The 25721-nt window shown below is 66.9% G+C and carries 29 protein-coding genes; 17 read left to right on the top strand and 12 right to left on the bottom strand.

The genetic code is table 11. The features are described 5' to 3' along the window. A partial coding sequence (locus Q0996_RS08975) for a helix-turn-helix domain-containing protein (RefSeq protein ID WP_299617853.1) occupies positions 1 to 877 on the top strand: 877 nt, incomplete at its 5' end. Positions 878 to 1026: 149 nt separating this feature from the next. Here the strand turns inward: Q0996_RS08975 and Q0996_RS08970 are convergent. Continuing rightward, a complete protein-coding gene (locus tag Q0996_RS08970) occupies positions 1027 to 1479 on the bottom strand; it encodes a GFA family protein (protein ID WP_299617850.1) in 453 nt (150 codons plus the stop codon). A 139-nt stretch (positions 1480 to 1618) separates the two neighbouring features. Between Q0996_RS08970 and Q0996_RS08965 the strand changes: the two genes are divergently transcribed. Then, positions 1619 to 2155 (top strand): hypothetical protein, encoded by a 537-nt coding sequence (locus Q0996_RS08965; RefSeq protein ID WP_299617848.1) that lies wholly within the window; start codon positions 1619 to 1621, stop codon positions 2153 to 2155. A 48-nt stretch (positions 2156 to 2203) separates the two neighbouring features. Here the strand turns inward: Q0996_RS08965 and Q0996_RS08960 are convergent, their stop codons facing one another. The 5 genes from Q0996_RS08960 to Q0996_RS08940 form a co-directional block, all read right to left on the bottom strand. Then, entirely contained in the window at positions 2204 to 3124 is a 921-nt protein-coding gene (locus Q0996_RS08960; protein WP_299617845.1) for an aldo/keto reductase, read from the bottom strand. Positions 3125 to 3167: 43 nt separating this feature from the next. Further along, complete coding sequence (locus tag Q0996_RS08955; protein ID WP_299617842.1) at positions 3168 to 3965, bottom strand: SMI1/KNR4 family protein; 798 nt, start codon at positions 3963 to 3965, stop codon at positions 3168 to 3170. 88 nt (positions 3966 to 4053) lie between these two features. Next, positions 4054 to 4869, bottom strand: coding sequence for a pyrroline-5-carboxylate reductase (gene proC, locus Q0996_RS08950; protein WP_299617839.1), 816 nt, complete (start codon positions 4867 to 4869; stop codon positions 4054 to 4056). A 342-nt stretch (positions 4870 to 5211) separates the two neighbouring features. Continuing rightward, on the bottom strand, positions 5212 to 5712 hold the full coding sequence (locus tag Q0996_RS08945; RefSeq protein WP_299617836.1) for a YbjN domain-containing protein: 501 nt from the start codon (positions 5710 to 5712) through the stop codon (positions 5212 to 5214). Positions 5713 to 5916: 204 nt separating this feature from the next. Continuing rightward, entirely contained in the window at positions 5917 to 6276 is a 360-nt protein-coding gene (locus Q0996_RS08940) for an accessory factor UbiK family protein (protein WP_322096669.1), read from the bottom strand. A gap of 161 nt (positions 6277 to 6437) precedes the next feature. On the opposite strand from Q0996_RS08940, the gene Q0996_RS08935 reads away from it, so the two are divergent. From Q0996_RS08935 to ychF, 10 genes are all read left to right on the top strand, one after another. After that, positions 6438 to 7487 (top strand): substrate-binding domain-containing protein, encoded by a 1050-nt coding sequence (locus tag Q0996_RS08935; RefSeq protein WP_299617834.1) that lies wholly within the window; start codon positions 6438 to 6440, stop codon positions 7485 to 7487. 118 nt (positions 7488 to 7605) lie between these two features. Then, positions 7606 to 8589, top strand: coding sequence for an ADP-glyceromanno-heptose 6-epimerase (rfaD, locus tag Q0996_RS08930; protein ID WP_299617833.1), 984 nt, complete (start codon positions 7606 to 7608; stop codon positions 8587 to 8589). 218 nt (positions 8590 to 8807) lie between these two features. Beyond that, complete coding sequence (gene lgt, locus Q0996_RS08925) at positions 8808 to 9638, top strand: prolipoprotein diacylglyceryl transferase (RefSeq protein ID WP_299617831.1); 831 nt, start codon at positions 8808 to 8810, stop codon at positions 9636 to 9638. Between the two features lie 13 nt (positions 9639 to 9651). Further along, positions 9652 to 10761, top strand: coding sequence for a class I SAM-dependent methyltransferase (locus Q0996_RS08920; RefSeq protein ID WP_299617829.1), 1110 nt, complete (start codon positions 9652 to 9654; stop codon positions 10759 to 10761). A 54-nt stretch (positions 10762 to 10815) separates the two neighbouring features. Then, the gene (gene pgeF, locus Q0996_RS08915) at positions 10816 to 11583 is read left to right on the top strand and encodes a peptidoglycan editing factor PgeF (protein WP_299617827.1); all 768 of its coding nucleotides are present in this window, start codon (positions 10816 to 10818) and stop codon (positions 11581 to 11583) included. 8 nt (positions 11584 to 11591) lie between these two features. Beyond that, complete coding sequence (locus Q0996_RS08910) at positions 11592 to 12743, top strand: Xaa-Pro peptidase family protein (protein ID WP_299617825.1); 1152 nt, start codon at positions 11592 to 11594, stop codon at positions 12741 to 12743. 358 nt (positions 12744 to 13101) lie between these two features. After that, positions 13102 to 14046, top strand: coding sequence for a ribose-phosphate pyrophosphokinase (locus tag Q0996_RS08905; protein WP_299617823.1), 945 nt, complete (start codon positions 13102 to 13104; stop codon positions 14044 to 14046). 160 nt (positions 14047 to 14206) lie between these two features. After that, positions 14207 to 14902: a 50S ribosomal protein L25/general stress protein Ctc gene (locus Q0996_RS08900; RefSeq protein ID WP_299617821.1), complete on the top strand. Its 696-nt coding sequence runs from the start codon at positions 14207 to 14209 to the stop codon at positions 14900 to 14902. A 42-nt stretch (positions 14903 to 14944) separates the two neighbouring features. Next, positions 14945 to 15610 (top strand): aminoacyl-tRNA hydrolase, encoded by a 666-nt coding sequence (gene pth / locus Q0996_RS08895; protein WP_299617819.1) that lies wholly within the window; start codon positions 14945 to 14947, stop codon positions 15608 to 15610. Positions 15611 to 15613: 3 nt separating this feature from the next. Then, positions 15614 to 16711, top strand: coding sequence for a redox-regulated ATPase YchF (ychF, locus tag Q0996_RS08890; protein ID WP_299617817.1), 1098 nt, complete (start codon positions 15614 to 15616; stop codon positions 16709 to 16711). Between the two features lie 62 nt (positions 16712 to 16773). Here the strand turns inward: ychF and Q0996_RS08885 are convergent, their stop codons facing one another. Then, a complete protein-coding gene (locus Q0996_RS08885) occupies positions 16774 to 17586 on the bottom strand; it encodes a hypothetical protein (RefSeq protein WP_299617815.1) in 813 nt (270 codons plus the stop codon). Between the two features lie 344 nt (positions 17587 to 17930). On the opposite strand from Q0996_RS08885, the gene Q0996_RS08880 reads away from it, so the two are divergent. Beyond that, entirely contained in the window at positions 17931 to 18569 is a 639-nt protein-coding gene (locus Q0996_RS08880; protein ID WP_299617813.1) for a hypothetical protein, read from the top strand. 33 nt (positions 18570 to 18602) lie between these two features. Here Q0996_RS08880 and Q0996_RS08875 read toward each other — a convergent pair whose 3' ends face one another. Then, positions 18603 to 19265, bottom strand: a complete 663-nt coding sequence (locus tag Q0996_RS08875; RefSeq protein WP_299617811.1) for a YajG family lipoprotein — start codon at positions 19263 to 19265, stop codon at positions 18603 to 18605. 873 nt (positions 19266 to 20138) lie between these two features. Further along, positions 20139 to 21086 (bottom strand): DUF1152 domain-containing protein, encoded by a 948-nt coding sequence (locus Q0996_RS08870; protein ID WP_299617809.1) that lies wholly within the window; start codon positions 21084 to 21086, stop codon positions 20139 to 20141. A 234-nt stretch (positions 21087 to 21320) separates the two neighbouring features. On the opposite strand from Q0996_RS08870, the gene Q0996_RS08865 reads away from it, so the two are divergent. Next, positions 21321 to 21986, top strand: a complete 666-nt coding sequence (locus Q0996_RS08865) for a dienelactone hydrolase family protein (protein WP_299617807.1) — start codon at positions 21321 to 21323, stop codon at positions 21984 to 21986. Between the two features lie 235 nt (positions 21987 to 22221). On the opposite strand, the gene Q0996_RS08860 is transcribed toward Q0996_RS08865, so the two are convergent. The 3 genes from Q0996_RS08860 to Q0996_RS08850 all read right to left on the bottom strand — a co-directional run bounded on the left by Q0996_RS08860 (position 22222) and on the right by Q0996_RS08850 (position 23654). Further along, the gene (locus tag Q0996_RS08860; protein WP_299617806.1) at positions 22222 to 22839 is read right to left on the bottom strand and encodes a pyridoxamine 5'-phosphate oxidase family protein; all 618 of its coding nucleotides are present in this window, start codon (positions 22837 to 22839) and stop codon (positions 22222 to 22224) included. After that, the gene (locus Q0996_RS08855; protein ID WP_299617804.1) at positions 22836 to 22982 is read right to left on the bottom strand and encodes a hypothetical protein; all 147 of its coding nucleotides are present in this window, start codon (positions 22980 to 22982) and stop codon (positions 22836 to 22838) included. Before Q0996_RS08855 ends, Q0996_RS08860 begins: the two co-directional genes overlap by 4 nt. Before the next feature lie 117 nt (positions 22983 to 23099). After that, positions 23100 to 23654: a carboxymuconolactone decarboxylase family protein gene (locus tag Q0996_RS08850; protein ID WP_299617802.1), complete on the bottom strand. Its 555-nt coding sequence runs from the start codon at positions 23652 to 23654 to the stop codon at positions 23100 to 23102. A 289-nt stretch (positions 23655 to 23943) separates the two neighbouring features. On the opposite strand from Q0996_RS08850, the gene Q0996_RS08845 reads away from it, so the two are divergent. The 3 genes from Q0996_RS08845 (at position 23944) to Q0996_RS08835 (ending at position 25714) form a co-directional block, all read left to right on the top strand. After that, the gene (locus Q0996_RS08845; RefSeq protein WP_299617800.1) at positions 23944 to 24522 is read left to right on the top strand and encodes a TetR/AcrR family transcriptional regulator; all 579 of its coding nucleotides are present in this window, start codon (positions 23944 to 23946) and stop codon (positions 24520 to 24522) included. A gap of 54 nt (positions 24523 to 24576) precedes the next feature. Beyond that, positions 24577 to 25086, top strand: a complete 510-nt coding sequence (locus Q0996_RS08840) for a hypothetical protein (RefSeq protein ID WP_299617799.1) — start codon at positions 24577 to 24579, stop codon at positions 25084 to 25086. A 145-nt stretch (positions 25087 to 25231) separates the two neighbouring features. Next, complete coding sequence (locus tag Q0996_RS08835) at positions 25232 to 25714, top strand: DUF302 domain-containing protein (RefSeq protein WP_299617797.1); 483 nt, start codon at positions 25232 to 25234, stop codon at positions 25712 to 25714. Positions 25715 to 25721 lie beyond the last annotated feature (7 nt).

Raw genomic sequence — 25721 nt, 5'->3', positions numbered from 1 at the left:
TCTTGCTATAGAATGCCAGTCGATGCCGAGAATCAGACAAACTCAACAGGCGGCCGGGTCCTGGCGCATCCGCCCCGTCGACCCTCCCGCCGACGATCCTATGGGCCATCCCGGGGAACTGGCTGATGCCGCGCGCCCGGTGGCGCCGCTGGCCCGCGACTACGCCGGGCCCAGCCGGCGCGACTGGCACCACCACACCCGCGGCCAACTGCTCTACGCCTCGGCGGGGGTGATGACCGTCGATACCGCCGCCGGCACCTGGGTGGTGGCGCCGGAACAGGCGGTCTGGATTCCGCCGGGGGTCGAACACCAGGTGATCCACCAACAGGCGATCGCCATGCGCACCCTCTACATCGACCCGGTGGTGGCCGCGGGCCTGCCGGGGGACTGCTGCGTGCTGGCGGTGCCGCCGCTGTTGCGCGCGCTGATCCTGCGCGCCGTGGAGATCGGCACGGACTACGGCCCCGAGGGGCCGGAGGCGCGCATCATGGCGGTGATCCTTGACGAGCTGGGGGCGTTGGAGCCGGAACCGCTGCACCTGCCGCAGCCGCGCGATCCGCGCCTTTTGAAGGTGACCCGGGCGATGACCGACGACCCGGCGGACGGCCGTTCGCTGGGCGGCTGGGCGCGCTCTGCCGGGGCCAGCGAGCGCACCCTGGCGCGGCTCTTCGTGAAGGAGACCGGCCTCACCTTCGGCGAGTGGCGCGAGCGCCTGCGCCTCATGGCCGCCGTCGCGCGTCTGGCCGAGGGCGAGGCCGTCACCGCCGTCGCCTACGACCTCGGCTACCAGAGCCCCAGCGCCTTCATCGCCATGTTCCGCCGCCGCCTCGGCGACACCCCGGGCCGCTATCTCAAGCAGGCGGGGGAGACAAGCTAGCGCGGAGTCATCACCGGCACCCGATTCCCCCTCACCCAGCTCCGGCTAAGCGCGATCTACGATCTCGCCAAGCCTGCGCAGCCCTCTCCCACCAGGGGCGAGGGCAACAAAAGACCCTCTCCTCGGCGCGGAAGAGGGAGGGGTCCGCGTCAGCGGGAGGGTGACGGGGCCTTTGTTGTGTCAGACTTTGCTGTCCCCTCCGCTTCCAACGGGCGGTCGTAGCCGGCGAACTTCGGCAGGCTGTCGTCGAGGGCGTAGTAGTCGCCCTTCTCGTCGACGAAGATGTGACGCTGGAGGGTGAGGCCGGTGGGTCCCTCCAGGCAGCCGAGGTTGATGCTGACGGCTTCGCCGCCGTCATCCCAGAACAGCACCGCGCCGCAGTCGCCGCAGAAACCGCGGCGCGCAGAGTCCGAGGAGCGGTACCACTTGAGGCCCCGATCCTCCGTCAGCGCGAAGCCGGCGCGCGCGACCTCGCTGGCCACCACGTAGTGGCCGCTTTGGCGGCGGCATTCGGTACAGTGGCAGGCATGGGGCGCGCTGAGCGCGCCGTGCAGTTCGAAGCGCACGGCACCACAGAGGCAGCGGCCGGACAGCGTCGTCATGGGACCTCCTTGTCGATCTTTGTGCCCGGGGCCTCGGTCGCGGAGAGTCTCCGGTTCCAAAGGCCCCTACGCCCATGCTTTTGCCACTTTCGTCCTTTTCGCTAGTTTATGGTGGTTGGACCCCCTGGGAGAAGGCTGCGTGCGCGTTCCGACATGCCTTTTTGCCGTTTCGATGCTGACCGCCGCCGGGCTGGCGGTTCCGCACGCCAAGGCCGACGCGCCCCTGCCGCCGCCGCAGGACAAGACGGTCTGCTCGCAGAACGGCGCCTTCTGTGCGGTCATGGACGCCGGGTCCGTGCGAACCAACGTCGTAAAGGACGGCAAGGTGCTCTGGAGCATGCCCGGCTGGTTCCGCGACGCCCATCTGGCCGACGACGGCGAGCATCTGGTGGTCGGCTATCAGGGCCTCGGGCTGCTGCAGTGGGACTACCGGCCCCAGACCACCCTGATCACCTTCTGGCGACGCGGCCGCCTGCTGCGCCGGGTGCCGCTGTCGGAAGTGATCGAGGACACCGACAATCTCGAACTCACGGTTTCCCACTTTCGCTGGGGCCGCACCCTGGGGATCGATGGGCAGGGACGCTTCCTGGTGCACACCGTGGAAGACCGCCGCATGGCCTTCGACATCGAAAGCGGCAAACTGTTGGAGGCCTGGCCCGCCCCCTTCGACCGCTAGCGTGTTTCAGGTTTTGACGGCACCGGCTCGACGCCAGTCGAAAACCCACTACGCAGCTTCGATGTCCGTCACCATGCGCCGGCGCAACGCCGCGTCCGGCAGACGGCCGTGGAGCGCCCCCATGTTCTCGGTCATGTGGTCGACCCGGCTGGTGGCCGGGATGGCGCAGGTGACCGCCGGGTGGGAGACCGCGAACTTCAGGAAGACCTGGGCCCAGTTGGCGCAGTCGATCTCCGCCGCCCAGCCCGGCAGGGGGAGATGGGCGAAACGGTCGAAGAGGGCGCCGCGGCGGAACGGGCGGTTGACAATCACGGCCAGGCCCCGCTCCGCCGCCAGCGGCAGCAGGCGGCGCTCCGCCTCCCGGTCCACCAGGTTGTAAGTGAACTGGACGAAGTCGATGTCCTCGCGGCGCATGATCGCCTCGAAGTCGCCGTGGCGGCGGCCGTGGGAGGTGGTGATCCCGATGTAGCGCAGCCGCCCCTCGGCCTTCATGGCGCGCAGGGTTTCCAGGTGGTCCTCCCAGGACAGCAGGTTGTGGACCTGCAGCAGGTCGAAACGCTCCAGTCCCCAGAGCCGCCGGGACTCTTCCATCTGCTCGACCCCGTCGGCCCGGCCCCAGGTCCAGACCTTGGTGGCCGAGAACAGGGAGGCCGGCCGGCCCGTCCGTTTCAGCCCATGGCCGATCACCGCCTCGGAGGAGCCGTACATCGGCGAGGAGTCGATCATGCCGCCGCCGGCTTCGAAGAAGGTCCGCAGCACCGCGCTGCGGGCATCGCGCAGGCGCCCACTGGAGCCGACGTTGAAGGTGATCCAGGTCCCCATGCCAATAACCGGCAGGTGTTCGCCGGTGCCGGGGATTGCCCGCGTTATCGGCGCGCTAGCGTAGGCGCTGCCCAGCCGCCCTGCAAACGGCAGCGCCGCCAAACCGCCCAGCACCGCGCGGCGGGTCGTCTGGGAAGATCTCGTCATAAGTCAAACATGGCGCCGGAACGCCGGAATTCAAAGCCCTGCGCTATGTGAGATCGATCCGTTGAATCGCACCTGCGTCATTGACGACGACCTTCCCGGGAATTCCATGGAACATCACCCAAACTTCACCCTCCGGAACCTGCATTATGCTCCAGTCCTCCGAACTATGGTGTTCGCAGTCGACCGCTTCCAGGATCTCATCGAGCTTGAGGTGGGAGTAGCGACCCCACCAATCGACCCTATTCGCAAAGGATCGCAGGGTCGCATGGCTGTCGATATATCGGCGCGTGTCCCTTGCCCATTCTCTGTAGTAGTCGGCAAAGCGGCCCTGCTTGAGAAAACCGTCTTCGGTCTCGTGCCACACCGTGCCCGGTTGAGGCCCATTCAATTCGAGCAGAGCATCGCAGGCGCATCCAAGATCGCTGATGTGCAAAAGTCCCGGAAAACCCCACCCGTCTTCATAAGTCGGCCAGTCGTAGTAGTCATCATCCAGCAGCGATTCGCGATAGGGGAACGGCGTCGAGAAATCATGACCGGGCGGAACCTTGGCGAAATCGTCAATTCCATAATTCGGTCCGGCTCCCCCGGCTCCGAATACCTGGAGATAGGTGCGGTAGGCCGGCGGCAGGGCGGTTTTGTTCTGTCGCTCAAAGTCGAGCAGGACCTTGTCCGCAACAGTGGGCAAAATCCTGTAGTCATGCCCGCCGGTCGGCTGTCCCAGAATGCGCGCGAAACGCTTTCGACGCGCGCCAAAAACGATGCGGTCGCGGTCCTCCTTGCGGAAGCACCGAACCGTTTCCTTCATCTCCTGCCAGAATGCCCGAAGGGCTGCCTCGTCCATTTTCCAGCACACCGATTGCGCGAATTGGAAAGGCGATCATACACCAAGATTGATGAAAGCACCGCCGCCGGCGCGAACGAGACGGGGGCTACCCCAGCTCCCGGCTGCGGGCGGCGGCGGCGGCGATGGCCTTGGTCATCAGGGGCTGCAGGCCGTCCTCGGCCATCAGCACTTCCAGCGCCGCCTGGGTGGTGCCGCCGGGGGAGGTGACGTTCTTGCGCAGGGTCGCGGCCGGGTCCGCCGACTGGTCCACCAGGGCGCCTGCGCCGGCCACCGTGACCCGGGCCAGTTGCATGGCCAGATCGGCGGGCAGTCCGGCCTCGACCCCGGCCTCGGCCAGGCATTCGATCAGCAGGAAGACATAGGCGGGGCCGCTGCCGGAAACTGCGGTCACCGCGTCCATCAGCGCCTCGCTGTCGATCCAGGCCACCGCCCCGACGGCGGAGAGCAGCTCGCCGGCAAGATCCCGCAAGGACTGGCCACAATGCGGATTGGCGCAGAGCACGGTCATGCCCCGGCCCACCGCCGCCGGGGTGTTGGGCATGGCCCGCACCACCGGGGTCTGCGCGCCCAGAACCTCTTCGAAGGCAGCGATCCGCCAGCCGGCGGCGATGGACACCACCGCCGCCCCCGCCGCCGCGAAGCCGCGGTAGTGTGGCAGGGTCTCGGCCAGCATCTGCGGTTTTACGGCAAAGACGATCAGCGCCGGACGGATCTCCGGCGGCAGCTCGGCGGCGCCCTCGGCATGGTGGGCGCCACGGTCCAGAAAGTGCTGCACCGGGGCTGCGTTCGGCTCGACGATCCACACCTCCCCGGCCTCCAGGCCGCGGTGAAGCCAGCCCTCCAGCAGGGCGCCGCCCATCTTGCCGCAGCCGACCAGAAGCAAAGGACCGGAAAGTTTCATGCCGCCTTCCCCCGCCAGGCACCGAACGCTCTGAGGCGGGCGCGCAACCGAAATGCGCGGGCACCCGGCCTCCGGCGGCAATCTACCACCGGGTTGCCGCGCCGGAACAGGCCTGAGTCAGGTCATATGGGTTCACAGTCTGGCTCGAAATGAATGGCATGGTGTCAATGGCCTACCAACGTTATCCCTCCCCCATCGTCACCCTCGGGCTCGTCCCGAGGGTCCATGGAAGGTCCGAGACTCGTACGTCAATGGATTGTCGGAACAAGTCCGACAATGACGATTGGAGAGATCAGAACAGGGGAATCCTCTGACGGATCGGATTCAGTTCGGGTTAGACTCTCAGGCTTCGCCGACGGTCTCCATCAGGGCTGCGCTCAAGGCGTCTTTCACTGTGGCACCGCCCCAGATCACCATCTGCAGCGCCGGATAGACCCGGTCGCACTCCATCAGCGCCGCCTCCACCAAGTCCTCCAACTGTTCGACGGAGGCGCCGGGCAGGCCGCGCAGGGGAATGGTGTGGCGGTACATCAGGGCCCCTTCCTCGGCCATCAGGTCGAAGTGACCGAGCCAGAGCCGTTCGTTGGCCTGGGCCAGCAGGGCGCAAACATCCTTGTGCTGGGCCTTGGGGACCTTGAGGTCGAAGTGGCAGGAAAAGAACATGGAACTCACCTGCTCCTGCCAGACGGAATACATGTGGTACTCGCACCAGTGACCGGACATTTCGATGAGCAGCTCGGACTCAGAGTGGCGGTCGCAGGTCCAGTCATTGGCGCTGCCGAGCTCTTCGAGAAGGTCGAGGGGGTTGATCGGATGGCGGGATTCTTGAACGAGTTCTACCATGTCGACGCAGCCTCTTCGGTTGGCAGTGGCAGGGCTCCAGCGCCTCACGCGCCCCGATATATGGAATTATGCGACGCCGCCGCTACCAGATATAGCGTGCCTTATTCGATTCCGCTGTGCAACAAGGGAATTCCCGCAATGCGGTGTGGAAAACAGAAAGCTGTGGACGAGAGCGGCGCCGATCCGGCGGGCGGCCGGTGCCGGTCAGCCGCCGGCCCGTTCGGCGCCGTTGCTGTCCTTGGACTCGCTTTCGGCCGCTTGCTTGGAAGCCGCCTTCGCCTTGCCTCCGCCGCCGGTTTTCTTCGCTGCCGCTTCCAGGGCCGCCAGGCGGGTTTCGAGGGCCGCGACCTTGGCCGATAGGGCCTCCTGCTCTTCGCGCGCGGCCACCGCCACGGCCTTCATGGCGTCGAACTCCTCGCGCGGCACCACGTCCATCTGCGTCAACAGGCGTTCGAGCTGTTCGCGGATCCGCGCCTCCACCTCGCCGCGTACACCCGCGGCCACGCCCATGGCGCCGCTGGCCACGCGGGCGAAGTCGTCGAGGATCTTGGTCTGGCTTTGCATTGCGGAGTCCTTCCAGCGCAAGGGTCGAACCGTCCACCCACTATGACCGCCGCCCCGGGCCGCCACAACCGCCGCCTTGCGCAGCGCCCCGGTAAAGGCTTCACTTTGCCGCACCGGGGGCCGCATCTAGGGCCGCATTTGGGGGAAAGACAAGGCAGAGCATGACCAAGGGGGGAATCCGCAAACGTAGGCCGTGTTGGCGCGTTTTCCTGGCCCTGCTGGCGCTTACCGGCAGCGCCGCGAGCGCCATGGCCGGCGAGCGCCAGCGCATCCACGTCGTAAGCCCGGCGGCGGTCTTTCCGCTGGCCGTGGCGGTGTCCGAAACCTTCAGTCAAACAACCGCCTTCGTCACGCCGGTGGTCGAACGCAGCGAAGCCGCGCGCGGCTTCGCCCTGTTCTGCGAAGGCGTTGGGCCGGAGCATCCGGACATCGCCACCGCCACCCGGCGGATGACGCGCGCGGAGTATGAGGCCTGCCGGCGCCGCGGCATCACCCTGAGCGAGCTGAAGCTCGGCCATCAGGCCGTGGTCCTGGCGAAGGCGCGCCGCGGCGCATCGCTGGCCCTGACACGCCGGCAGATCTTCCTCGCCCTCGCGCGGCAGGTCCCCATCAACGGGCAGCTCACGGACAATCCCTACAGACTGTGGAGCGACATCGACTTCTCGTTGCCGGTCAAGGCCATCCAGGTCTACGGACCGCCGGCGATCAGCGCCGTGCGCAGCGCCTTCGGCGAGATGGCGATGGTCCCGGCGGCGCGCGCGTTTCCGGGGCTTCGGTCCCTGAGCGGGGACGCGCTTTCCGCCTTCGGCCAGAGCCTGCGGGCCGACGGCGGCTTCACCGAAGTGGCGGCCATGGACGAGGCGGGCTTGCAAATGCTGCAGGCCAGGCCGGATAGCCTGGGCCTCTTCGGGTTCACCCTCTTGCAGCAGAACGCCGCTCTCCTGCAGGGCATCGCCATCGACGGTATCGCGCCCAGCGCCGAGAGCATCGCCGCGGGCCGCTACTCGCTGGCGCGGCCCGTCTATGCCTATGTCAAGCGGGAGAACCTCGGCGTCATTCCGGGACTTCGCGACTACGCCAAGGAACTGGCGGGCGAGACGGCAGCGGGGCCCGGCGGCTATCTCGTCAGGCGCGGCCTGGTGCCGCTGCCGCCGCCCGAACGGGCAATCCTGGCCGACGCGGCGGCCCGCCTGTCGGCGTTGCAGATGTAGGCCACCGCGCCGCGGGCTGGGCTCTGGGCGGACTTGCAGAGCGCTCCGCCGCCCCCCTATAAGGAGGCGCCCTTCCCTTCGGTGGGGCTTTGATTTCGCGGCAAAGGACGCCCCGCAGATGCTCCTGGTCACCGGCGGTGCCGGTTTCATCGGCTCCAATCTGGTCGCGGCGCTGGCCGAGCGCGGCGAGGCGGTGATCGTCTGCGACCGCCTGGGGACCGGGGACAAGTGGCGCAACCTGGCCCACCACGAAGTCGAGGACGTGATCCCGCCTGAGGAGATGCCGGACTTCTTGCGCTGGGCCGAGGGGCGCCTCACCGGCGTCTTCCACATGGGCGCCATCTCCACCACCACGGAGAGCGACGGCGACGCCCTGCTGGCCAACAACTTCCGCCTCTCCAAGGTGCTCTGGGACCACTGCAGCCGTGAAGAGATTCCGCTGATCTACGCCTCCTCGGCGGCCACCTACGGCGACGGCGCCGAGGGCTTCGACGACGACGCCGGGCGCGGCCACCTGGCGCGCCTGCGGCCGATGAACGGCTATGGCTGGAGCAAGCACCTCTTCGACCGCTGGGTCGCGCGCCGCCTCGCCACGGATTCCCCCGCGCCGCCGCAGTGGGCCGGGCTCAAGTTCTTCAACGTCTACGGCCCCAACGAGTATCACAAGGGCGGCCAGGCCAGCGTCGCCTGGCACCTCTACGGCCAGCTCAGTCGCGGCGAGCCGGCCAAGCTGTTCCAGTCGCACCACCCCGACTACCCCGACGGCGGGCAGCTGCGCGACTTCATCTGGGTCGGCGACTGTGTGGATGTGATGCTCTGGCTGCTGGACAATTCCGCAGTCAACGGTCTCTTCAACGTCGGCACCGGCCAGGCGCGCAGCTTCGCCGACCTGGCGCGCGCCGTCTTCGCCGCCATGGAGCGCCCGGAGAACATCCGCTACGTGCCGACGCCGGAAGCCATCCGTGATAAGTACCAGTACTTCACCGAAGCCAAGATGGCGCGCCTGCGGGCCGCCGGATACGACAAGCCCTTCACCGACCTGGAAGCCGGCGTGGCCCGCTACGTGAAAGACTTCCTGGTCAAACCGGACCCCTACTGCTGAACATCCGATCTCAAATGAGACTTTGTCCGACAAAGGGTCCCCGCTCTCCGGCCCCCCAAGCCGTCATTGCCGGACTTGTTCCGGCAATCCATGGCGGTCCCGGTCTCGCTCTATCCATGGACCCTCGGGACAAGCCCGAGGGTGACGATGCGGGGCGGGGCGGCGTCGGCAAACCATCGAATTCACATCACTCGTTTCGAGTCAGACTCTGAGGCTTCATGGCGCTGTCCGAGCTTTCCGCCTTTCTGGTGCTGCAGTTCCCGAATTTCGACGATGTGGCCTTCAGCATCTGGATCTTCGACATCCGCTGGTACGCCCTGGCCTATATCGCCGGGCTGCTGCTGGCCTGGCTTTACTGCCGCTGGATGACCAAGCTGCCGCCGCAGCGCCTGAAGCCCGTCGATTTCGACGACTTCCTGCTCTGGGCGACACTGGGCGTGGTGCTCGGCGGGCGCCTCGGCTACGTGCTGTTCTACAAGCCCGGCTACTACCTGCAGAACCCCCTGGAGATCCTGGTGATCTGGCAAGGGGGCATGAGCTTTCACGGCGGCATGCTGGGGGTGCTGGCCGCCATCCTGCTGTTCACCCGCAGCCGCGGGGTCAGCTATTTCACCCTCTCCGACATCGTCGGCGCCGCCACCCCCATCGGCCTCTTCCTCGGGCGCATCGCAAACTTCATCAACGGAGAGCTTTTCGGCCGCCCCGCCGATGCCTCCTCCGTGCCCTGGGCCATGGTCTTTCCCCATCCCGAAGCCGGCCCCATCCCGCGCCACCCCAGCCAGATCTACGAGGCCCTCTTGGAGGGCCTGCTGCTGTTCCTGGTGCTCTACATCATGGTGCGCCGCGGCGCCCTGCAGCGCACCGGCCTCATCTCCGGCGTCTTCATGATGGGCTATGCCGTCACCCGCAGCACCGCCGAGCTGTTCCGGGAGCCGGACAGCTACCTGGGTTTCATCATCCAGGGGCTGACCATGGGCCAGTTGCTCTCCCTGCCCATGTTCCTGGTCGGGCTCTGGGTGACGATCTGGGCGCTGCGGCGCCGCGCCTGACGCTCCGCCGCCCATGTCCCTGACCGAAGAGCTTGTGAGGCGGATCGGGCAACAGGGCCCGCTGACCGTCGCCGACTACATGCGCCTCTGCCTGACCCATCCGGTCCACGGCTACTACATGACCGGCGATCCCTTCGGCGCCCCCTCGGAGCAGGGCGGCGACTTCGTCACGGCGCCGGAGATCAGCCAGATGTTCGGCGAACTGCTGGGCCTGTGGTGCGCCGATGCCTGGCAGCGCCTGGGCAGCCCCTCCCCCTGCCTGCTGGTGGAGCTGGGCCCGGGGCGCGGCAGCCTGATGGCCGATGCCCTGCGCGCCACCGCCAGGGTCCCCGGCTTTCCCGCCGCCATGGACCTCCATCTGCTGGAGGCGAGCCCCGCGCTGCGCGACGCCCAGGGCAGGGCGCTCGGCGCCCACGAGGTCACCTGGATCGAATCCCTGGCCGAACTGCCGGAGGCCCCGCTGCTGCTGATCGCCAACGAGTTCTTCGACGCCCTGCCGGTGCGCCAGTTCGAACGCAGGGAGGACGGCTGGGCCGAGCGCCTGGTGGTCCTGGGGGAGGACGGCCGCTCCCTCGCCTTCGGCCTGGCGCCGCCCAGCCCCCTCAATGCGGCCCTGGTCCCGGCCCCGCTGCGCGAGGCCGCGACCGGCAGTCTGGTGGAGATCTGCCCGGCCGGCCTCAGCCTGGCGGCCTTTCTGGGCGACCACCTGGCGCGGCATCCCGGCGCGGCGCTGATCGTCGACTACGGTCCCGCCGAGTCGCGCCCGGGTCCGACCCTGCAGGCGCTGCACCGACACCAGCGGCAGGACGTCCTGCAGGAGCCCGGATGGGCCGATCTCACCGCCCACGTCGACTTCCAGAGTCTCGCCGAAGCCGCGACCGCCAAGGGCGCGCGCGCCTTCGGACCGTTGAACCAGGGCCCCTTCCTGCAGGCGCTGGGGATCGAAACGCGCGCCGCCCAGTTGGCCGCCGCCGCGCCGGAGCAAGCCGCCACGGTCGACGCGGCCTTGAAGCGGCTGGTCGAGCCCCAGCAGATGGGCGCTCTGTTCAAGGCCCTCGCCCTCGTCAGCCCGGAAAGCCTTGCGCCCGGGTTGTCGCCGCCGGCGGGCTTCGGCGCCGATTGAAGAGGCCCGCAATCCCCCTATCGCCCGAACAGACGTGACGTTAGAGTGCCGGCCATGTTGACCGTTGCTGCCCTCAATGAAACCCCCTCCGTCCGCCATGCCTTCTTCTCCCGCAACGGCGGGGTGAGCGAAGGCCTCTTCGCCAGCCTGAACTGCGGTTTCGGCTCCGGCGACGACAAGGGCCATGTAGCGGAGAACCGCCGCCGCGCCATGGCCCGCATCGATCTGGAAGACGGCCGTCTGGTCACCGCCTACCAGGTCCACTCCCCCGATGTGGTGGAGGTGCGCCAGCCCTGGGCCCGCGACGAAGCGCCGAAGGCCGATGCCATGGTGACCCGCGAGCCGGGTCTGGCCCTCGGCATCCTCACCGCCGACTGCGTGCCGGTGCTGCTGGCCGACGCCGAGGCCGGTGTGGTCGGGGCGGCCCATGCCGGCTGGAAAGGCGCCCTCACCGGGGTGCTGGAGGCCACCGTCTCCGCCATGGCCGCCCTGGGCGCCCAACCCGCCCGTATCCTCGCCGGCATCGGCCCGGCGATCTCCCAGCGCTCCTACGAGGTGGGGCCGGAGTTTCCGACCCCCTTCCTGGAGCAGGACCCGCGCAACGGCGACTTCTTCTGTCCCGGCAAGCGCGAGGGCCACTTTCACTTCGACCTCAAGGGTTACGTCGCCCGCCGCCTCGGCGCCGCCGGCCTCAGCGAGATCCATACGCTGCCCTGCGACACCTGCGCCGAAGAGGACCGCTTCTTCAGCTACCGCCGCGCCTGCCACCGCGAAGAGCGGGACTACGGCCGGGGCCTCTCCACCATCTATCTGGAACCCTGACCCGCCCCATGCCCCTGCATTTTTCCGAAGAGGAACTGGCCGAGCGCCGCGCCAAGACCTGCCGGCTGCTGGAGGAGCAGGGCCTGGACGGGCTGCTGATGTTCCGCCAGGAGTCCATGTACTACCTGACCGGCTACGACACTTTCGGCTACTGCTTCGCCCAGTGCCTCTACCTGGGCGGCGACGGCCGGCTGATCCTGCTGACCCGTTCCGCGGATCTGCGCCAGGCCCAGGTGACCTCGATGATCGAGGACATCCGCATCTGGGTGGACGGGCCGGAGGCCAAGCCCTTCGAGGAATTGCGCGCGATCCTCGAGGAGGCCGGCTGCCGCGGCAAACGCCTGGGGGTCGAGTACGAGGCCTATGGCCTGACCGCCGCCAACGGCAAGCGCCTGGACGCCGCCCTCGACGGCTTCTGCCGCCTCGACGACGCCTCTGCCCTGGTGACCGCGCTGCGTGCCGTGAAGAGCACGGCGGAGATCGCCTACGCCCGCAAGGCGGCGGAGCTGGCCGACGCGGCCTGGGCGGCGGCGCTGGCGACCGCCGGGCCCGGCGCTTTTGAGGGCGACATCCTGGCGGCCATGCACGGCGCCATCTTCGCCGGCGGCGGCGACGACCCGGGCAACGAGTTCATCATCGGCTCCGGCCCCGGCGCCCTGCTCTGCCGCTACTACTCGGGGCGGCGGCACCTGGACCCACAGGACCAGCTCACCCTGGAATGGGCCGGGACCTACCGCCATTACCACGGCGCCATGATGCGCACCCTGCCTATCGGCGAACCGCTGCCATTGCACCGGGAGATGCATGCCGTCGCCCGGGACGCCCTGCTGGCGGTTGAAGACCGGCTGCGCCCCGGCGAGACCTACGGCGAGGCCTTCGCCGCCCATGGCCGGGTGATGGACGCGGCCGGCTATGCCGCATACCGCCTCAATGCCTGCGGCTACTCCCTGGGCACCACCTTCGCGCCGACCTGGATGGACTGGCCCATGCTCTATGCCGGCAACCCCACGGTTTTCACGCCGGGCATGGTGGTTTTCTGCCATATGATCATCTTCAACTCCGAGGCCGGGGTGGCCATGACCCTGGGGCGGACCTCCCTGGTCACCGAGCAGGGCCCCGAGCCGCTGTCCAAGGCAGGCCTGGAGCTGGAAAGCCGCTAGCGCCGTCTTTCGCGGCCGCCGCCGACCCGCGCTGAGAGGGAGCGACAGATGCCCCACCTGGCCTTCTTCGTGATGTTCCTGCTGCTCGGCCTGCTGGCGAGCTGCTTTTTCATGTGAGGGCTTGGAAAGCCCCTCGGACGCGGCAGCTTCTGCAGCCTGAGGGCGAAGAAAAAGCGCAACTCCTCGCGTGATCTGCGGCGCTTTCAAGCAGCGTCACAAACTCCCGCCAAGGTGATTTACAGGGCCCGGAGGCGTTGATATGGTCCCGCCGCCTGGGCCGCGGGGGATGGTTGTCTGGCGCTCCTCTGTCCCGTGCCCGCCCGTCCGCTCCCTGCGAAAGGCCCCTAGGGATACCGCTATGAAAATCATGACCGGAAACAGCAATCGGCCGCTGGCCGAAGCGATTTCCGCTTTCCTGAACCTTGAGCTGACCAAGGCGAGCGTGCGCCGCTTCTCGGACATGGAGATCTTCGTCGAGATCCACGAGAACGTCCGCGGCGAGGATGTGTTCATCATCCAGTCCACCTCCTACCCGGCCAACGACAACCTGATGGAATTGCTGGTCGCCCTCGACGCCCTGAAGCGGGCCTCGGCGCGGCGCATCACGGCGGTCCTGCCCTACTTCGGCTATGCCCGCCAGGATCGGAAGTCGGCGCCCCGAACCCCCATCTCGGCGAAGCTGGTGGCCAACCTGATCACCTCCGCCGGGGCCGACCGGGTGCTGACCCTGGAACTCCATGCCGGGCAGATCCAGGGCTTCTTCGACATTCCCACCGACAACCTCTTCGGCACCCCGGTCTTCACCAAGGACATCATGGAGCACAACGGCAAGGACAACCTGACCATCGTCTCCCCCGATGTGGGCGGCGTGGTGCGGGCCCGGGCCATCGCCAAACCGCTTGACGCCGACCTTGCGATCATCGATAAGCGCCGCGAACGGGCCGGCGTTTCCGAGGTGATGAACATCATCGGCGACGTGAAGGGCCGCCGCTGCATCCTGGTGGACGATATCGTCGATTCGGCGGGCACGCTGTGCAACGCCGCCGTCGCCCTGAAGCAGGCCGGCGCCACGGCGGTTTCGGCCTACGTGACCCATGGCGTGCTGTCCGGCGGGGCCGTGGCCCGGGTCAGCTCCTCCCCCTTGGAGGAGCTGGTCATGACCGACAGCATCCAGGCGACCGAGGCGGTGCGGGTGGCCCAGAACATCCGCCAGATCTCCATCGCCCCGCTGATCGGCGATGCCATGCAGCGGATCAGCGACGAGCGCTCGGTTTCGAGCCTCTTCAACGTGCCGGCGATGTAGCCGGAGGAAATTACGGTGCGGCCGTCATCGGGCCGCGGGAAACGCGTTTCATGAGACCCGACGCCGGCACCCCTGGAGGCCGGGTCGGACAAGCGGGCGGGGCCACGGTAGCCGGCGCCCATCTGCCCCGAGAGGGGCTTTGATCTGAGGAGCGACAGAGATGTCTGACGTGATCGAGCTTCCCGCCGCCGAGCGGGAACGGGCCGGGAAGGGGCCAGCCCGGGCAGCACGTCGCGCCGGCCAGGTGCCCGGCGTGATCTATGGTGCCAAAAAGGACCCCGTGATGATTTCCTTGGAGAACCGGGCGCTGAACAAGCTGCTGAACAGCGGTAGCTTCTTCTCCACCCTGTTCGACGTCAAGGTCGGCAGCAAGGCCGAGCGCGTTCTGCCCCGCGACGTGCAGTTCGACCCGGTGACCGACCAGCCGGTGCATGTTGATTTCCTGCGCGTCTCGGCGGCCACCAGCGTGACCGTCCAGGTGCCGGTGAGCTTCCTCAACGAAAAGGACTGCCCGGGCCTCACCGAAGGCGGCGTCCTGAACGTGGTGCGCTACGAGATCGAGCTGTCCTGCCGGGCCGACGCCATTCCCCAGCAGATCGAGGTCGACCTCACCGGTCTCAGCATCGGCGACGGCGTACACATCTCCATGGTGAGCCTGCCGGACGGCGTGGAGCCGACCATCACCGACCGCGACTTCACCATCGCCACCATCGCCGCCCCGACCGTGGTGCGCGACGAGGCCCTCGAGGCTGCCGAGGCGGCGGCTGAGGGCGAAGGCGAAGGCGAGGCGGCACCCGAGGGTGAGGGCGAGACCCCGGCCGAGCCTTCCGGCGAGGGCGAGAGCAGCGAAAGCTAGCGCTCCGGCCGAGACTCCGACCCAGCGAGACGGGAGGCCCGCATGCTGCTGCTTGTCGGGCTCGGCAATCCGGGCCCCCGCTACGCGCAGAACCGGCACAACATCGGCTTCATGGCGGTGGACGAAATCGTCCGCCGCCATGGCTTTCAGCCCTGGCGCAAACGCTTCCAGGCGGAAACCGCCGAGGGTCGCCTCGCCAACGGGAAAGTCCTGGCCATGAAGCCCCAGACCTACATGAACGAGTCCGGCCGGGCCGTTGGAGAGGCGCTGCGCTTCTTCAAACTGGAGCCGGAAGACGTCATCGTTCTCTATGACGAGATCGACCTGGCGCCCAACAAGCTGCGGGTCAAATGCGGCGGCGGCAGCGGCGGCCACAACGGCATCCGCAGCATCGAGTCCCACATCGGGCGCGACTTCTGGCGGGTGCGCCTGGGGGTCGGCCATCCCGGCGAAAAGGATTTGGTGCACAGCCATGTGCTGAACGACTTCGGCAAGTCCGACCAAGCCTGGGTGGAGAAGCTGCTGGACGCCGTGGCGGCGGAGATCCCCAGCCTCTGCGCCGGCGATGCCCCGCGATTCATGTCGCGGGTCGCCGAGGCCATCAATCCCCCCCGCCCCAAGCCGCCGAAGCGCAAGGACGGTGCCGTCAAGGACGATGAGGCTGCCGAGGACACCGCGCCCTCCTCTTCCGCCGGCGAGGGCGGCTGATCCATGGGCTTCAACTGCGGCATCGTCGGGCTGCCCAACGTCGGCAAGTCCACCCTTTTCAACGCGCTGACCGAGACCGCGGCGGCGGAGGCGGCGAACTATCCCTTCTGCACCATCGAGCCCAACGTGGGCCGGGTGCCGGTGCCCGACCCGCGCCTCGACCGGCTGGCGGCAATCGGCAAATCGGCCAAGGTGATCCCCACCTATCTGGAGTTCGTCGACATCGCCGGGCTGGTGCGCGGCGCCTCAAAGGGTGAGGGCCTGGGCAACCAGTTCCTCACCAACATCCGTGAGGTCGACGCCATCGTCCACGTCCTGCGCTGCTTCGAGGGCGAGGTGACCCACGTGGACGGCTCCGTGGACCCGATCCGCGATGCCGAGACGGTGGAGACCGAGCTGCTGCTGGCGGATCTTGAGTCGGCGGAAAAGCAGCGCGAGGCCGCGGTCAAACGGGCCCGCGGCAACGACAAAGAGGCAAAGGAACGCCTCGCGGTGCTGGAGCCGGTGATCGCCGCCCTGGAAGACGGCAGGCCGGCGCGCAGCGTGGCCGTCAGCGACGACCAGAAGCCGGCCTTTCGCCAACTGCAGCTCCTCAGCGCCAAGCCGGTGCTCTATGCCGCCAATGTGGATGAAGACTCGGCGGCGGACGGCAACGACTATTCGGCCCTGGTGGCGCAGCGCGCGGCGGAAACCGGCGGCGCCTGCGTCGTCATCTCCGCGGCCATCGAGGCCGAGGTGGCGGCCCTCGGCGACCCGGCGGAGAAGCGGGAGTTCCTGGAGAGCCTCGGCCTGGAGGAGACCGGCCTGGCCCGGGTGATCCGCGCCGGCCACGAGCTTCTCGACCTCATCACCTTTTTCACCGTCGGGCCCAAGGAGGCGCGGGCCTGGACCGTGCGGCGGACCAGCCGCGCCCCCAGGGCCGCCGGTGTCATCCACACCGACTTCGAGCGCGGTTTCATCCGCGCCGAGACCATCACCTACGACGACTTCGTGGCCTGCAACGGCGAGCAGGGCGCCAAGGACGCCGGCAAGATGCGCGCCGAGGGCAAGGACTACGTGGTCGCCGACGGCGACGTCTTCCACTTCCGCTTCAACGTGTGAACGCTGCCGCGCGGGCGGCCGGGAGAAATGCGCGGGCCGCCGTGGCCCGCGCCTTCACCGCTTCAGTTTGAGACGAACTCCGAACGGGTCAGGCTGCCGTCCATGTTCTGGTCCAGTTCGGCGAACTCGATCCGCAGGATGCGGGCCTCGAACGCGCTGTCGAGCGGCTCCAGACCCTCGTCTTCGGCAAAGCAGGCCGCCTCGCCGGCCGCAAAGAGGTCGTCCTCTGCCGTTTCGTCCTCGTCCTCGAACAGCGCGTCGATCTTCGAGAACTCGGCGAACGCGATCGCGCCGTCGCCGTTTTCGTCCAGGCTGGTGAACTCCGCCTGGCGGTCCGCGACCATGGCGGCGCGCACCTCCGCATAGACCACTTCGCCGTCGCCGTTGGCATCCATGTCCGAAAACTCGGCGCCGGCGATCGCCTCCAGCGACGCTTCGAAGTCCTTCAGCGCCGCCTGGCAGGCCGGCGTACCGCCGGACGGCGCCGCGGCCCTGAATTCGCCGATCATCTCCTGCATGACCTGCCCGACCTCGTCGCGCGTGACCTTGCCGTCGGCGTTGACGTCGAACTCCGCGAAGGTCCGGCGCGCCTCCGCCTGTGCGTAGGCATCGGACTGGGCCGCGATTGCGAAACCCACGCCGGCCAGCGTCAATGCGACCGCGCCGGCCGTCGCGAGGCGGCGCCCTTGTGCCCTGGTGCTCATTCCAAAATCTCCTTGGATTGTCTTGCCTTGAGCGGTGGCTGCGACCTCGCGGGCAATGAGCTGGCGAATGGTCTCGCTCATCGGCTGGCCTCGGTCCCGGCTCAGCGCGCCCAGGTCGGACTTGAGCTCGGGGGAGACCCGCAGTTCGATGGTTTCGGTTTTCTTGCTCATAGCTCGATATGCTTTCTCGCGGCTCACCGCCCCGCGACATGAGGGAAATGCGCCGGGATTCCAAGGATTTCGGTGTCCGGACAGCAGGCAATTCGTGTCCGGATAGGCCCAGTTTCTCACCTTCTTCGCAGGAGCGAAAGCAAGCGGCGGCGGGCGGCAGAGGATGAGCCCGGAGCTGGGACAGCCCAGGGGCACGCAAGCTGCCGGCTCACCCCGAGCATCGGCGCAGTACAAACGCTGGGGTTTTATGCCGGCAATGGATTTTCCCGCCGCTGCCCGCTAGCCTAGCGTCACCCGGCGGCGCGGCGAACGACCGGGAAGCAAACAGGAGGTCAGGCAGACGGATGGTCAGGAAAGAGACCCTTTTCGCGACGGCTGTGACATCGCGGCTGCGAGAGGCGCTGGTGCTTGCCGGTCTGCTCCTGCCCGGCGGCTGCGCCAGCATCGCCAGCACCAACGTCACCGAGACCAACATCGAAACCGACCCCCCCGCGGTGGTCTGCAAGTTCTACGGGCATCACTACATCCACCAGGTGCTGACTCCGGCCATGGTGAACCTGCCGGCCAAGGCCGCACCCATCACGGTGATCTGCGAGGCCGAGGACTATCACCGCCATGTCGCCTACCTCGATACGGAGGCCGACGGCTGGATCTTCGGCAATATCCTGCTCGGTGGGAGCATCGGCATCCTGATCGACGGTGCCAGCGGCGCCGGACAGGTCTACCCGGAACGGCTCTTCCTGCCCATGGAACCGCTGGTCTTCGACTCGGTCGATGCCAGGGATGCCTGGTTCGGTGAACGCCGGCAGGAAATCGAGGCGCGCTGGCAAGAGCAGATCGATGCGGCCGTTCGCCGCTGCGAGGATCGCGAAAGAGAGATTTCCTGCGAGGACAGCGGCAAGGACCTGGCAGACGCGCGCGATGAAGAGTTGGCACGCCTGGAAGAAAGGCGCGCAGCCGCAGGACTGGCCGATACCCTGTGAACCGCGTCGCGCCGCGGACGGGAGCCCGCGGGGTCAGGCTCCCTGGGCGGCGAGATCGGAGATAAGTTCTTGGAGCGCCTCGCGCAGGGCCAAGGACAGGGACTGCGAGTAGGAATCACCGGTTGCGGCAAGATTCAGGCCCGCCGATCCGCTGCCTGAGTAGCTGCGGTCGATAAGACCCTCTCCCGCCTTCGTGGCCTCGACCCGCAAGGTCACCTCGCCGTCGTAGCTGAGATAGGCATCACAGTAGACACGGATGACGTCGCCGGAGAGCGTCATCGCATCTGCTGACGCCCCACCGGCATCCTCGACGCGATACCCCGCTGCTTCCAGTTCATGCGACAAGGCTTCCCGAACCCATTCGGTCACGTCGCGAGTCGCAATGACTTCGGCGGTCTTCATGCCGAACCCGTTCCTGACATGCCCGACGACCTCTTTGTCGGGCCTCAGATCCTCAAAGTCCTCCAGGTAGATCACCCCGCGCGGTTCCGGGGCGGTGCTGGCCTCGGCCGCCGAGACAACGCCGCTTTGCGTGGGCGGAGGATAGCTGAGGTCGGCATCGCGGTTGCCGAACGCGCAACCGGAGAGCAAAAGACCCGCAAGGCAGACCGAAAACCAACCCTTCATCTCATATCCTCTATATTTTTCAATCGATTGATGACCCCAACCGCAGTCGGCGGCGGGCGACTGAGACATGAACCGTGCCCCGTCGGGCCTGCTGCTTCGCTACGGATCTGCGTCCTTCGTCCTGCCGGCAACGCTATCGCGCAGAGCGGATATTTGGAAGAGATAATTCGCGGATTAGGCGCATTTCGAACCCGCTGGCGGAGGGCGCGCGCCTCCCTCGATCGCCCCCCGGGTTCCGCGCCAACCGCCGGCGCCGATCCGACAGGCCGCTTCACGACATCGGGACCCTCTATCAAATTCCCGGCATCTCCCGATTGGTTTTCCGCGCAATCGCCCTAGATCAAAGGAAGGCAGCGACCAACAGGCGGGTGAGCAGATGACAGACGCTTCGCTTTCCTTTGAACAGGCCGGTCAACACAGCCAGGCGCCGGCCTTGGAGAAGTGGTCACGCAGACGCTCCTTGCTGTTTATCGGCACGGCGAGCGCGGGCCTCTGGGGCGCTATCATCGCCGGCGCGGCCGCGATCATCCCGTAAACCGGGTTTCCCGCTCAGCGGGCCCATCGGTTTCCGGCAGCCGGACCGGCCTGGGTAAGGCAGGTCGGCCCCCTGGATCGAAATCCCCGCCCTCCCACAAAACAGCTCCTTCATAGGAATTTCCTATCACCAGTTCGGCACTGCCGATTGGCCATGGCGCCCCTTGACCCTGATCCTTCAGGGGTCGTCACAGGGGTCGGGTGAGCAGATGTCGGAACCGGCGTTCCCTTTCAAACCGGACGCAGAACAACCGCGCAACGTGCGCCTCATCAGATCGTCGCTGAAGCGGTCGCTGTGCGTGATCGCGGGCGCGCTGGCCGGCCTCTGGGCCGCAGTCTTCGCCGTCCTGGCCGCCGTCATCGCTTAGCCGGCACCCAAGCGCTCGGACTGCAATCATTGAACAGCGTCTAGAGAGGAATAGGCAGGCGCGGGCGGCGTGTCATCGCTTGGCTGGTTCTTTCAATGATCGCCTGCGCCTCCTCCCAGGATTGAGCCTCCAGGAGCTCCGTCGCATAGGCCATTCGCCGAACCAGATGATGGGCACTGTAGAACCAGTATTGAGCCATAAGCGGATTAATAAACAATTCCGAACCGGATGTTCGATCCGTCGCGTGATAGTCGCCGAATTCACCCCGCATTGCACTGACAATGGAGTTCATGACGATACTCCGATGTGCGGGCTGCCGCCGGTTCGCATGCTCAACCAGGTCCATCAGGTCATTGGCTTCATCCGTGTTGGCCGTCAGCGAGAACGTTCCCAGAAATCCGCCGTCACGGATCAAATGTGCTGTGTTCTGCAAGAACGAGTGATGGGAAATTCCGTGGAAATGATCGATCCCGAAGCCAATCGAAGCGAGCATGATGAATTTTTCGGTAGCAGCACTCGCGGCAACGACCGAAACAGCGTCCTCCACCACGGTGCCAAGCCCGGGTTCATCGCCAAAAATAACGCTGTCAGTGCCACCATCGATCAGCAGCACGAGGTCGACTTCGTGCTCGGAGATAATCTGCCGGTAGCCTGCTGAAAGCTCTCTCGGCCCTGATCTTTCAAACGCATAGATCGGGAGCGCGAGGTCGCGCCGGGCGAGCCATTCTGAAACCCATTTCTCCGGAAAGTAGGGCAGATCGCGGCATTGCCTGTCGATGCGCCAGATCGACGGTAAAACTTTCTCCGCACCACTCCTTGGCAGGGCTGCAAAAGACAGATTGGCCAGGACCACGGTCTTACCACTGGCGAGCAACCGGGTTGCGATAGGAATGCCCGCATAGACATCGAAGCCACCGCCGCAGCCGACAACCAACACCCGGTTAGACTCTTCAAGTTTTTGTAGCGCGGGAATCAATGAAGGACCCATTGCTGCCAGCGTTTAACGCGGTCGCTCCAAATTTGGTCGACCACGCATCTCGTTCAACAATCTAGCAGCCTCCGGCACGGCGCCAGGGAATTCACGAGAAAGAGAACGCCGCCGGCCAATCAGGGGCTGCTTCGCCCTGGCGAATCGAGGCATGATCGCAGGAGTCGAAACCGGCTTGCGGGCAACCCTTCGCCGCGTGGTTCCCCGGCAAGCGAAGCCGTACGGGGAAGGATCATGGGGGAGAGAGCGCAAATCACGGCCGGCGACGGCCATGAACTGGCGGCCTATGTGGCACGTCCGGAGGGAGAGGTCCGCGGCGGGCTGGTGATCGTTCAGGAGATCTTTGGGGTCAACGCGCACATCCGCGCCGTCGCCGACGGCTTCGCCGCCGAAGGCTATTTGGCGGTGGCTCCGGCCCTCTTCGACCGGATCCGCCCGGGCATCGAACTCGGCTACGACGAGGCCGGCGTTGCCGAGGGCCGCGCCCTGCGGCCGCAGGTGAGCTGGGAGGCCACGGTCTATGACGTCACCGCGGCCATGAGCCTCGCGGCGGAAGCCGGCGCGGTCGGCGTGGTTGGCTATTGCTGGGGCGGCTCCATCGCCTGGCTGGCGGCCTGCCGCCTCTCGCCCGCCGCCGCCGTCTGCTTTTACGGCGGCCACATCTACGAGTTCCGCAACGAGGCGCCGAACTGTCCGGTGATGTTTCACTTCGGCGAGCAGGACCAGGGCATCCCCCTGGAGCAGGCTCAGGCGGTCCAGGCGGCCCATCCGGACTGCCCCTTCTTCACCTATCCCGCCGGCCATGGATTCAACTGCGATCTGCGCGGCTCCTACCACGCCGAGAGCGCCGATCTGGCCCGACGGCGGACCCTCGATTTCCTGGAGCCCCTGCTCGGTTAGCCCGTTTCGCCGTCTGTTTGGCCCGCAGAGCCTGGCCCGAAACGGAACCTTTTCCGCCAAAGGGTTCCCGTGCACCAGCCCCTCTGATCGTCATTGCCGGACTTGTTCCGGCAATCCATCGAGGTCCGAGACTCGCTCTTTACATGGACCCTCGGGACAAGCCCGAGGGTGACGATTTGGAGAGGGACCGCGTTGGCAAATTATTGAAATCAGATAATTTATTTCGGACCTGCGCCTAAGGCAGAGAACTCGCTTGCCCCTTCAGGCGGGTGACCTCCGCCTCCAACTCGGCGATGCGGCTGCGCAGTTTTTCCGTCGCCAGGGCAACCAGATCCTCGCTGTAGCGCGGCGCGATGTGCTGGGGGCAGTTCACATCCCAGGCGGTGATCTCGAAGAGGATGGCCCGCTCCGGCCGGCCGCGATAGGCGGGATCGGCGAGCCGCGCCAGCAGCGCCGGATCGTCCTCCACCACCCGCGCGCGGCCCCAGATCTTCACCCGCTGGCGGTTGGCGTAGTCCATCAGGAAGATGTGCGCCCGGTCGTTCTCCGAGAGATTGCCGAGGGAGATGTACTGCTTGTTGCCGGCGAAATCGGCGAAGCCCAGGGTCTTGTCGTCCACCGCCTTGAGGAAACCCTTGGGGCCGCCACGGTGCTGGATGTAGGGCTGGCCGGCGGCACTGGCGGTGGCGAAGTAGAAGGAGTCGCGCTCACCGAGGAAGGCGACGAGATCGGGGGTCACCCGATCCTGCCAGCCGCCCTTTTCCTCCATGCGCCGGTAGCCGGCGCGGGAGCCGCGGCGCGTCTGCTGCGCCTTCACCGCCTCGGTAAAGGCGACATCGCTGGGCCGGGTCACGACGACGCCACAATCCGAGCATCCAGCCGCCCGAGGCAGGCCGGCGGCGGGGTCTGTGCGCCGTAATGCTCGTAAGCCTTCAGCAGGCAAAGCAGCGCCGTCAGCTCGCTCGGGGCCTCGGCAGTGGTGATTTTCTGGTGCATCGCTTCGCTCCTTTGACGCGCCCCTTCATGCCTGGGGCATTGTGCCGGAACAAGACCGCTTTCGGGGCGGCGGAGGCCGCGGCGGCGTGACTGCCGCGGCCTTTCCGCACACAACCCTCAGGCGGCCGCGCTTTCAGCACCGGTTTCGACTCTCGGGAAGTCGATCTCGGTCTGGGCGACATGGTTCACATAGTTGGTCAGCAGGTTCAGGGCGACGGTGGCGACGATCTCCACCGCGGCGGCATCGTCAAAGCCCGCCCGGCGCAGCTCGGCCAGATCCTCGTCGCTCACCAGCCCGCGCTTGCGGGTGACCGCGGCGGCAAAGGTCAGCACCGCGGCCGTGCCGGGATCGCTGGAGCGGCCCTGCAGGTTCTCGGCCAGTTGATCCTCCGCCATGCCGAGGCTGCCGCCGATGGCGGTGTGGGCCGAGGCACAGTAGTCGCAGGCGTTGACGCCGGCCACGGTAAGCGCAATGGCTTCGCGGGTCCTGGCGTCAAGCCCGGCGCCGTTCAGGGCCTGGCTGAACGAGAGATAGGACTCCAGCGCCGCCGGGGAGGCGCCGAGGGTGCGCAGCAGGTTGGGGACGACCCCGAGCTTCTTCTGAACGCCGTCGAACAGGGCCTTGGTCTTGCCTTCGGCAACGGCGGGGTCGAGGGCTTGCAAACGGGCCATGGGAAATCTCCTTGTATCGGGCGCTGCATCCGCCGGAGCGGCGGACCTGCAGCGCGTCGGTTGGAACGATGAGAGCGGTGCCGGATCGGCCCGCTTCAATCCATATAGACAGACCGGTCTATCTAACAAGATCGATAATGATCACGAAAGCGTGAATGGGTGACGTCTGGCCTCACGCCTGGTTCGTAAGGTCTTGTCTCCTGTCTCAGAACCATCTGCGGCCTTGAAGCCCGGGACTGCGGGGCCCAGTCTATAGACAGACCTGTCTTGCCAATGTGAGGAGCGGCCGATGCCCGCGAGCCGGCGCGACGACCTGTTGGAAACCGCCATCGAACTGTTCACCGCCCGCGGTTACCGGGCGACGGGGATCGATGCCATCCTGGCCAAGGCCGGCGTCGCCAAGATGACCCTCTACAACAACTTCGAGTCCAAGGAAGCGCTGATCCTCGCGGCCCTCAAGCGCGGCGATGAGCGCACGCGCCAGCGCTTCGCCGAGGAGATTGCGAAAGCCGGAGACTCGGCGCGGGACAAGCTGCTGGCGGTCTTCGGCCGGCTGGAAAGCTGGTTTTCCGAGCCGGCCTTCAACGGCTGCATGTTCCAGAAGGCCGCCGCGGACTACCCCGATGCCCAGGATCCGATCCACGCCATGGCCGCCGAGCACAAGCGACTGCTTCGGGCGTTTCTGGAAGGGCTGGCGCGAGAGGCGGGCGCGCTGGACCCGGCCGAACTGGCCGCCCAGCTTCAGTTGCTGATCGACGGGGCCATCAGCCAAGCGCAGATCTGCGGCGGCAGCGAGGCGGCGGTCGAGGCGCGGCGGGCCGCCGGCATCCTCATCGCCACCGCCGTCCCGCGCGCTGACTCAAGCTAGGGACCTCAACCCTCCACGCTTGCCAAGGCCCGCTGCAGCGCTTATCTGGCGGGTATGGCGAAGCTCGCCAGCCTCGTTCTGGTCGCCGTTCTGCTTGCCGCCTGTGCCGGGCCGCAGCCGAGCCTTTATGCGCCCTTGGAAAGCGGCGACGGCTATGCCGAGGTGACGCTCCCCAAAGGCCTCTATCGCGTCACCTTCCAGGGCAATCTGGCGACCTCCCGGGAACGGGCGGAGACCTATGTCCTCTACCGCGCCGCCGAGCTGACCCTGGAACTGGGCGCCGAGTCCTTCGTGGTACACGACAAGCTGACCGAGCGCCTGACCAGGGTCACCCGCGACTGGACCTATGGCCCCTTCGGTTACTCCGGCTATCGGTTCCGGGCCCATCGCTATGGCCCGAGCAACGTGATCGAGCGGGAGACCACCACCTACCGCGCCCATCTGACCATCGAGCCCTTCTCCGGAAGCCCGCCCAGCGAGGGATTTCAGCGCCACGAGGCCCGGGCTGTGGTCGACCGCCTGGCCGAGGAAATCCGTCGGCCGCCCCAGGAAGCCGGTCAGTAGGGTACTGGCGGCTCACGCCGCACACGAGGAAGTGAGCGGAGCGCGCGCGGCATACCCCATTTATCCCAGGCCATTCGCCGCTTCCGGCCGCTAAGATCAGCCGCCGCCTGCGGCCCAAACCGACGATCAACCAGGGAGCCGTTCCGTGAACACGCTGCTTGCACTCCGCCCAGTCCTTCGTCTCTGCGCCCTGGCCTTGCTGGTCCTGGCGCTGCCTCTCCTCGAACCGGCCCAGGCCGCCGACGGGCTGATCACCAAGAAGAGCAACCATTCGGTGGCCCAGACCATCGATCGCCTGGAGGCCATCCTCAAGGACAAGGGACTGACGGTCTTCGCCAAAGTTGACCACCAGGCCGGCGCCGAGAAGGCGGGCCTCGCCCTGCGGCCCACCATGCTGCTGATTTTCGGCAACCCGAAGCTGGGAACACCCCTGATGCAGAGCGGCCAGAGCGTCGCCATCGACCTGCCCCAGAAGGCGCTGGCCTATGAGGACGCCAGCGGCGCCGTCTATCTGGCCTACAACGATCCCGGTTACCTCGCCGGCCGCCACGCCATCGGCGACCGCGCCGAGGTCTTCAAGAAAATCAGCGGCGCCCTCAACGCCTTCACCGACGCCGCGGTGAAGTAACGAAGAA

It is taken from the genome of Pelagibius sp., from assembly GCF_028289705.1.
GTDB lineage: Bacteria > Pseudomonadota > Alphaproteobacteria > Kiloniellales > Kiloniellaceae > Pelagibius.
Note: the sequence above shows the minus strand (reverse complement) of the source record. Positions and strands in the feature narration are given on the sequence as shown.

What these genes read in the sequence shown, in the direction of transcription:
- Q0996_RS08970 (WP_299617850.1), bottom strand. Translation starts at nt 1,479, where the DNA reads ATGACGACGCTGTCCGGCCGCTGCCTCTGTGGTGCCGTGCGCTTCGAA.
- Q0996_RS08960 (WP_299617845.1), bottom strand. Translation starts at nt 3,124, where the DNA reads ATGACGAGATCTTCCCAGACGACCCGCCGCGCGGTGCTGGGCGGTTTG.
- Q0996_RS08955 (WP_299617842.1), bottom strand. Translation starts at nt 3,965, where the DNA reads ATGGACGAGGCAGCCCTTCGGGCATTCTGGCAGGAGATGAAGGAAACG.
- proC (WP_299617839.1), bottom strand. Translation starts at nt 4,869, where the DNA reads ATGAAACTTTCCGGTCCTTTGCTTCTGGTCGGCTGCGGCAAGATGGGC.
- Q0996_RS08945 (WP_299617836.1), bottom strand. Translation starts at nt 5,712, where the DNA reads ATGGTAGAACTCGTTCAAGAATCCCGCCATCCGATCAACCCCCTCGAC.
- Q0996_RS08940 (WP_322096669.1), bottom strand. Translation starts at nt 6,276, where the DNA reads ATGCAAAGCCAGACCAAGATCCTCGACGACTTCGCCCGCGTGGCCAGC.
- Q0996_RS08935 (WP_299617834.1), top strand. Translation starts at nt 6,438, where the DNA reads ATGACCAAGGGGGGAATCCGCAAACGTAGGCCGTGTTGGCGCGTTTTC.
- rfaD (WP_299617833.1), top strand. Translation starts at nt 7,606, where the DNA reads ATGCTCCTGGTCACCGGCGGTGCCGGTTTCATCGGCTCCAATCTGGTC.
- lgt (WP_299617831.1), top strand. Translation starts at nt 8,808, where the DNA reads ATGGCGCTGTCCGAGCTTTCCGCCTTTCTGGTGCTGCAGTTCCCGAAT.
- Q0996_RS08920 (WP_299617829.1), top strand. Translation starts at nt 9,652, where the DNA reads ATGTCCCTGACCGAAGAGCTTGTGAGGCGGATCGGGCAACAGGGCCCG.
- pgeF (WP_299617827.1), top strand. Translation starts at nt 10,816, where the DNA reads ATGTTGACCGTTGCTGCCCTCAATGAAACCCCCTCCGTCCGCCATGCC.
- Q0996_RS08910 (WP_299617825.1), top strand. Translation starts at nt 11,592, where the DNA reads ATGCCCCTGCATTTTTCCGAAGAGGAACTGGCCGAGCGCCGCGCCAAG.
- Q0996_RS08905 (WP_299617823.1), top strand. Translation starts at nt 13,102, where the DNA reads ATGAAAATCATGACCGGAAACAGCAATCGGCCGCTGGCCGAAGCGATT.
- Q0996_RS08900 (WP_299617821.1), top strand. Translation starts at nt 14,207, where the DNA reads ATGTCTGACGTGATCGAGCTTCCCGCCGCCGAGCGGGAACGGGCCGGG.
- pth (WP_299617819.1), top strand. Translation starts at nt 14,945, where the DNA reads ATGCTGCTGCTTGTCGGGCTCGGCAATCCGGGCCCCCGCTACGCGCAG.
- ychF (WP_299617817.1), top strand. Translation starts at nt 15,614, where the DNA reads ATGGGCTTCAACTGCGGCATCGTCGGGCTGCCCAACGTCGGCAAGTCC.
- Q0996_RS08885 (WP_299617815.1), bottom strand. Translation starts at nt 17,586, where the DNA reads ATGAGCAAGAAAACCGAAACCATCGAACTGCGGGTCTCCCCCGAGCTC.
- Q0996_RS08880 (WP_299617813.1), top strand. Translation starts at nt 17,931, where the DNA reads ATGGTCAGGAAAGAGACCCTTTTCGCGACGGCTGTGACATCGCGGCTG.
- Q0996_RS08875 (WP_299617811.1), bottom strand. Translation starts at nt 19,265, where the DNA reads ATGTCTCAGTCGCCCGCCGCCGACTGCGGTTGGGGTCATCAATCGATT.
- Q0996_RS08870 (WP_299617809.1), bottom strand. Translation starts at nt 21,086, where the DNA reads ATGGGTCCTTCATTGATTCCCGCGCTACAAAAACTTGAAGAGTCTAAC.
- Q0996_RS08865 (WP_299617807.1), top strand. Translation starts at nt 21,321, where the DNA reads ATGGGGGAGAGAGCGCAAATCACGGCCGGCGACGGCCATGAACTGGCG.
- Q0996_RS08855 (WP_299617804.1), bottom strand. Translation starts at nt 22,982, where the DNA reads ATGCACCAGAAAATCACCACTGCCGAGGCCCCGAGCGAGCTGACGGCG.
- Q0996_RS08850 (WP_299617802.1), bottom strand. Translation starts at nt 23,654, where the DNA reads ATGGCCCGTTTGCAAGCCCTCGACCCCGCCGTTGCCGAAGGCAAGACC.
- Q0996_RS08845 (WP_299617800.1), top strand. Translation starts at nt 23,944, where the DNA reads ATGCCCGCGAGCCGGCGCGACGACCTGTTGGAAACCGCCATCGAACTG.
- Q0996_RS08840 (WP_299617799.1), top strand. Translation starts at nt 24,577, where the DNA reads ATGGCGAAGCTCGCCAGCCTCGTTCTGGTCGCCGTTCTGCTTGCCGCC.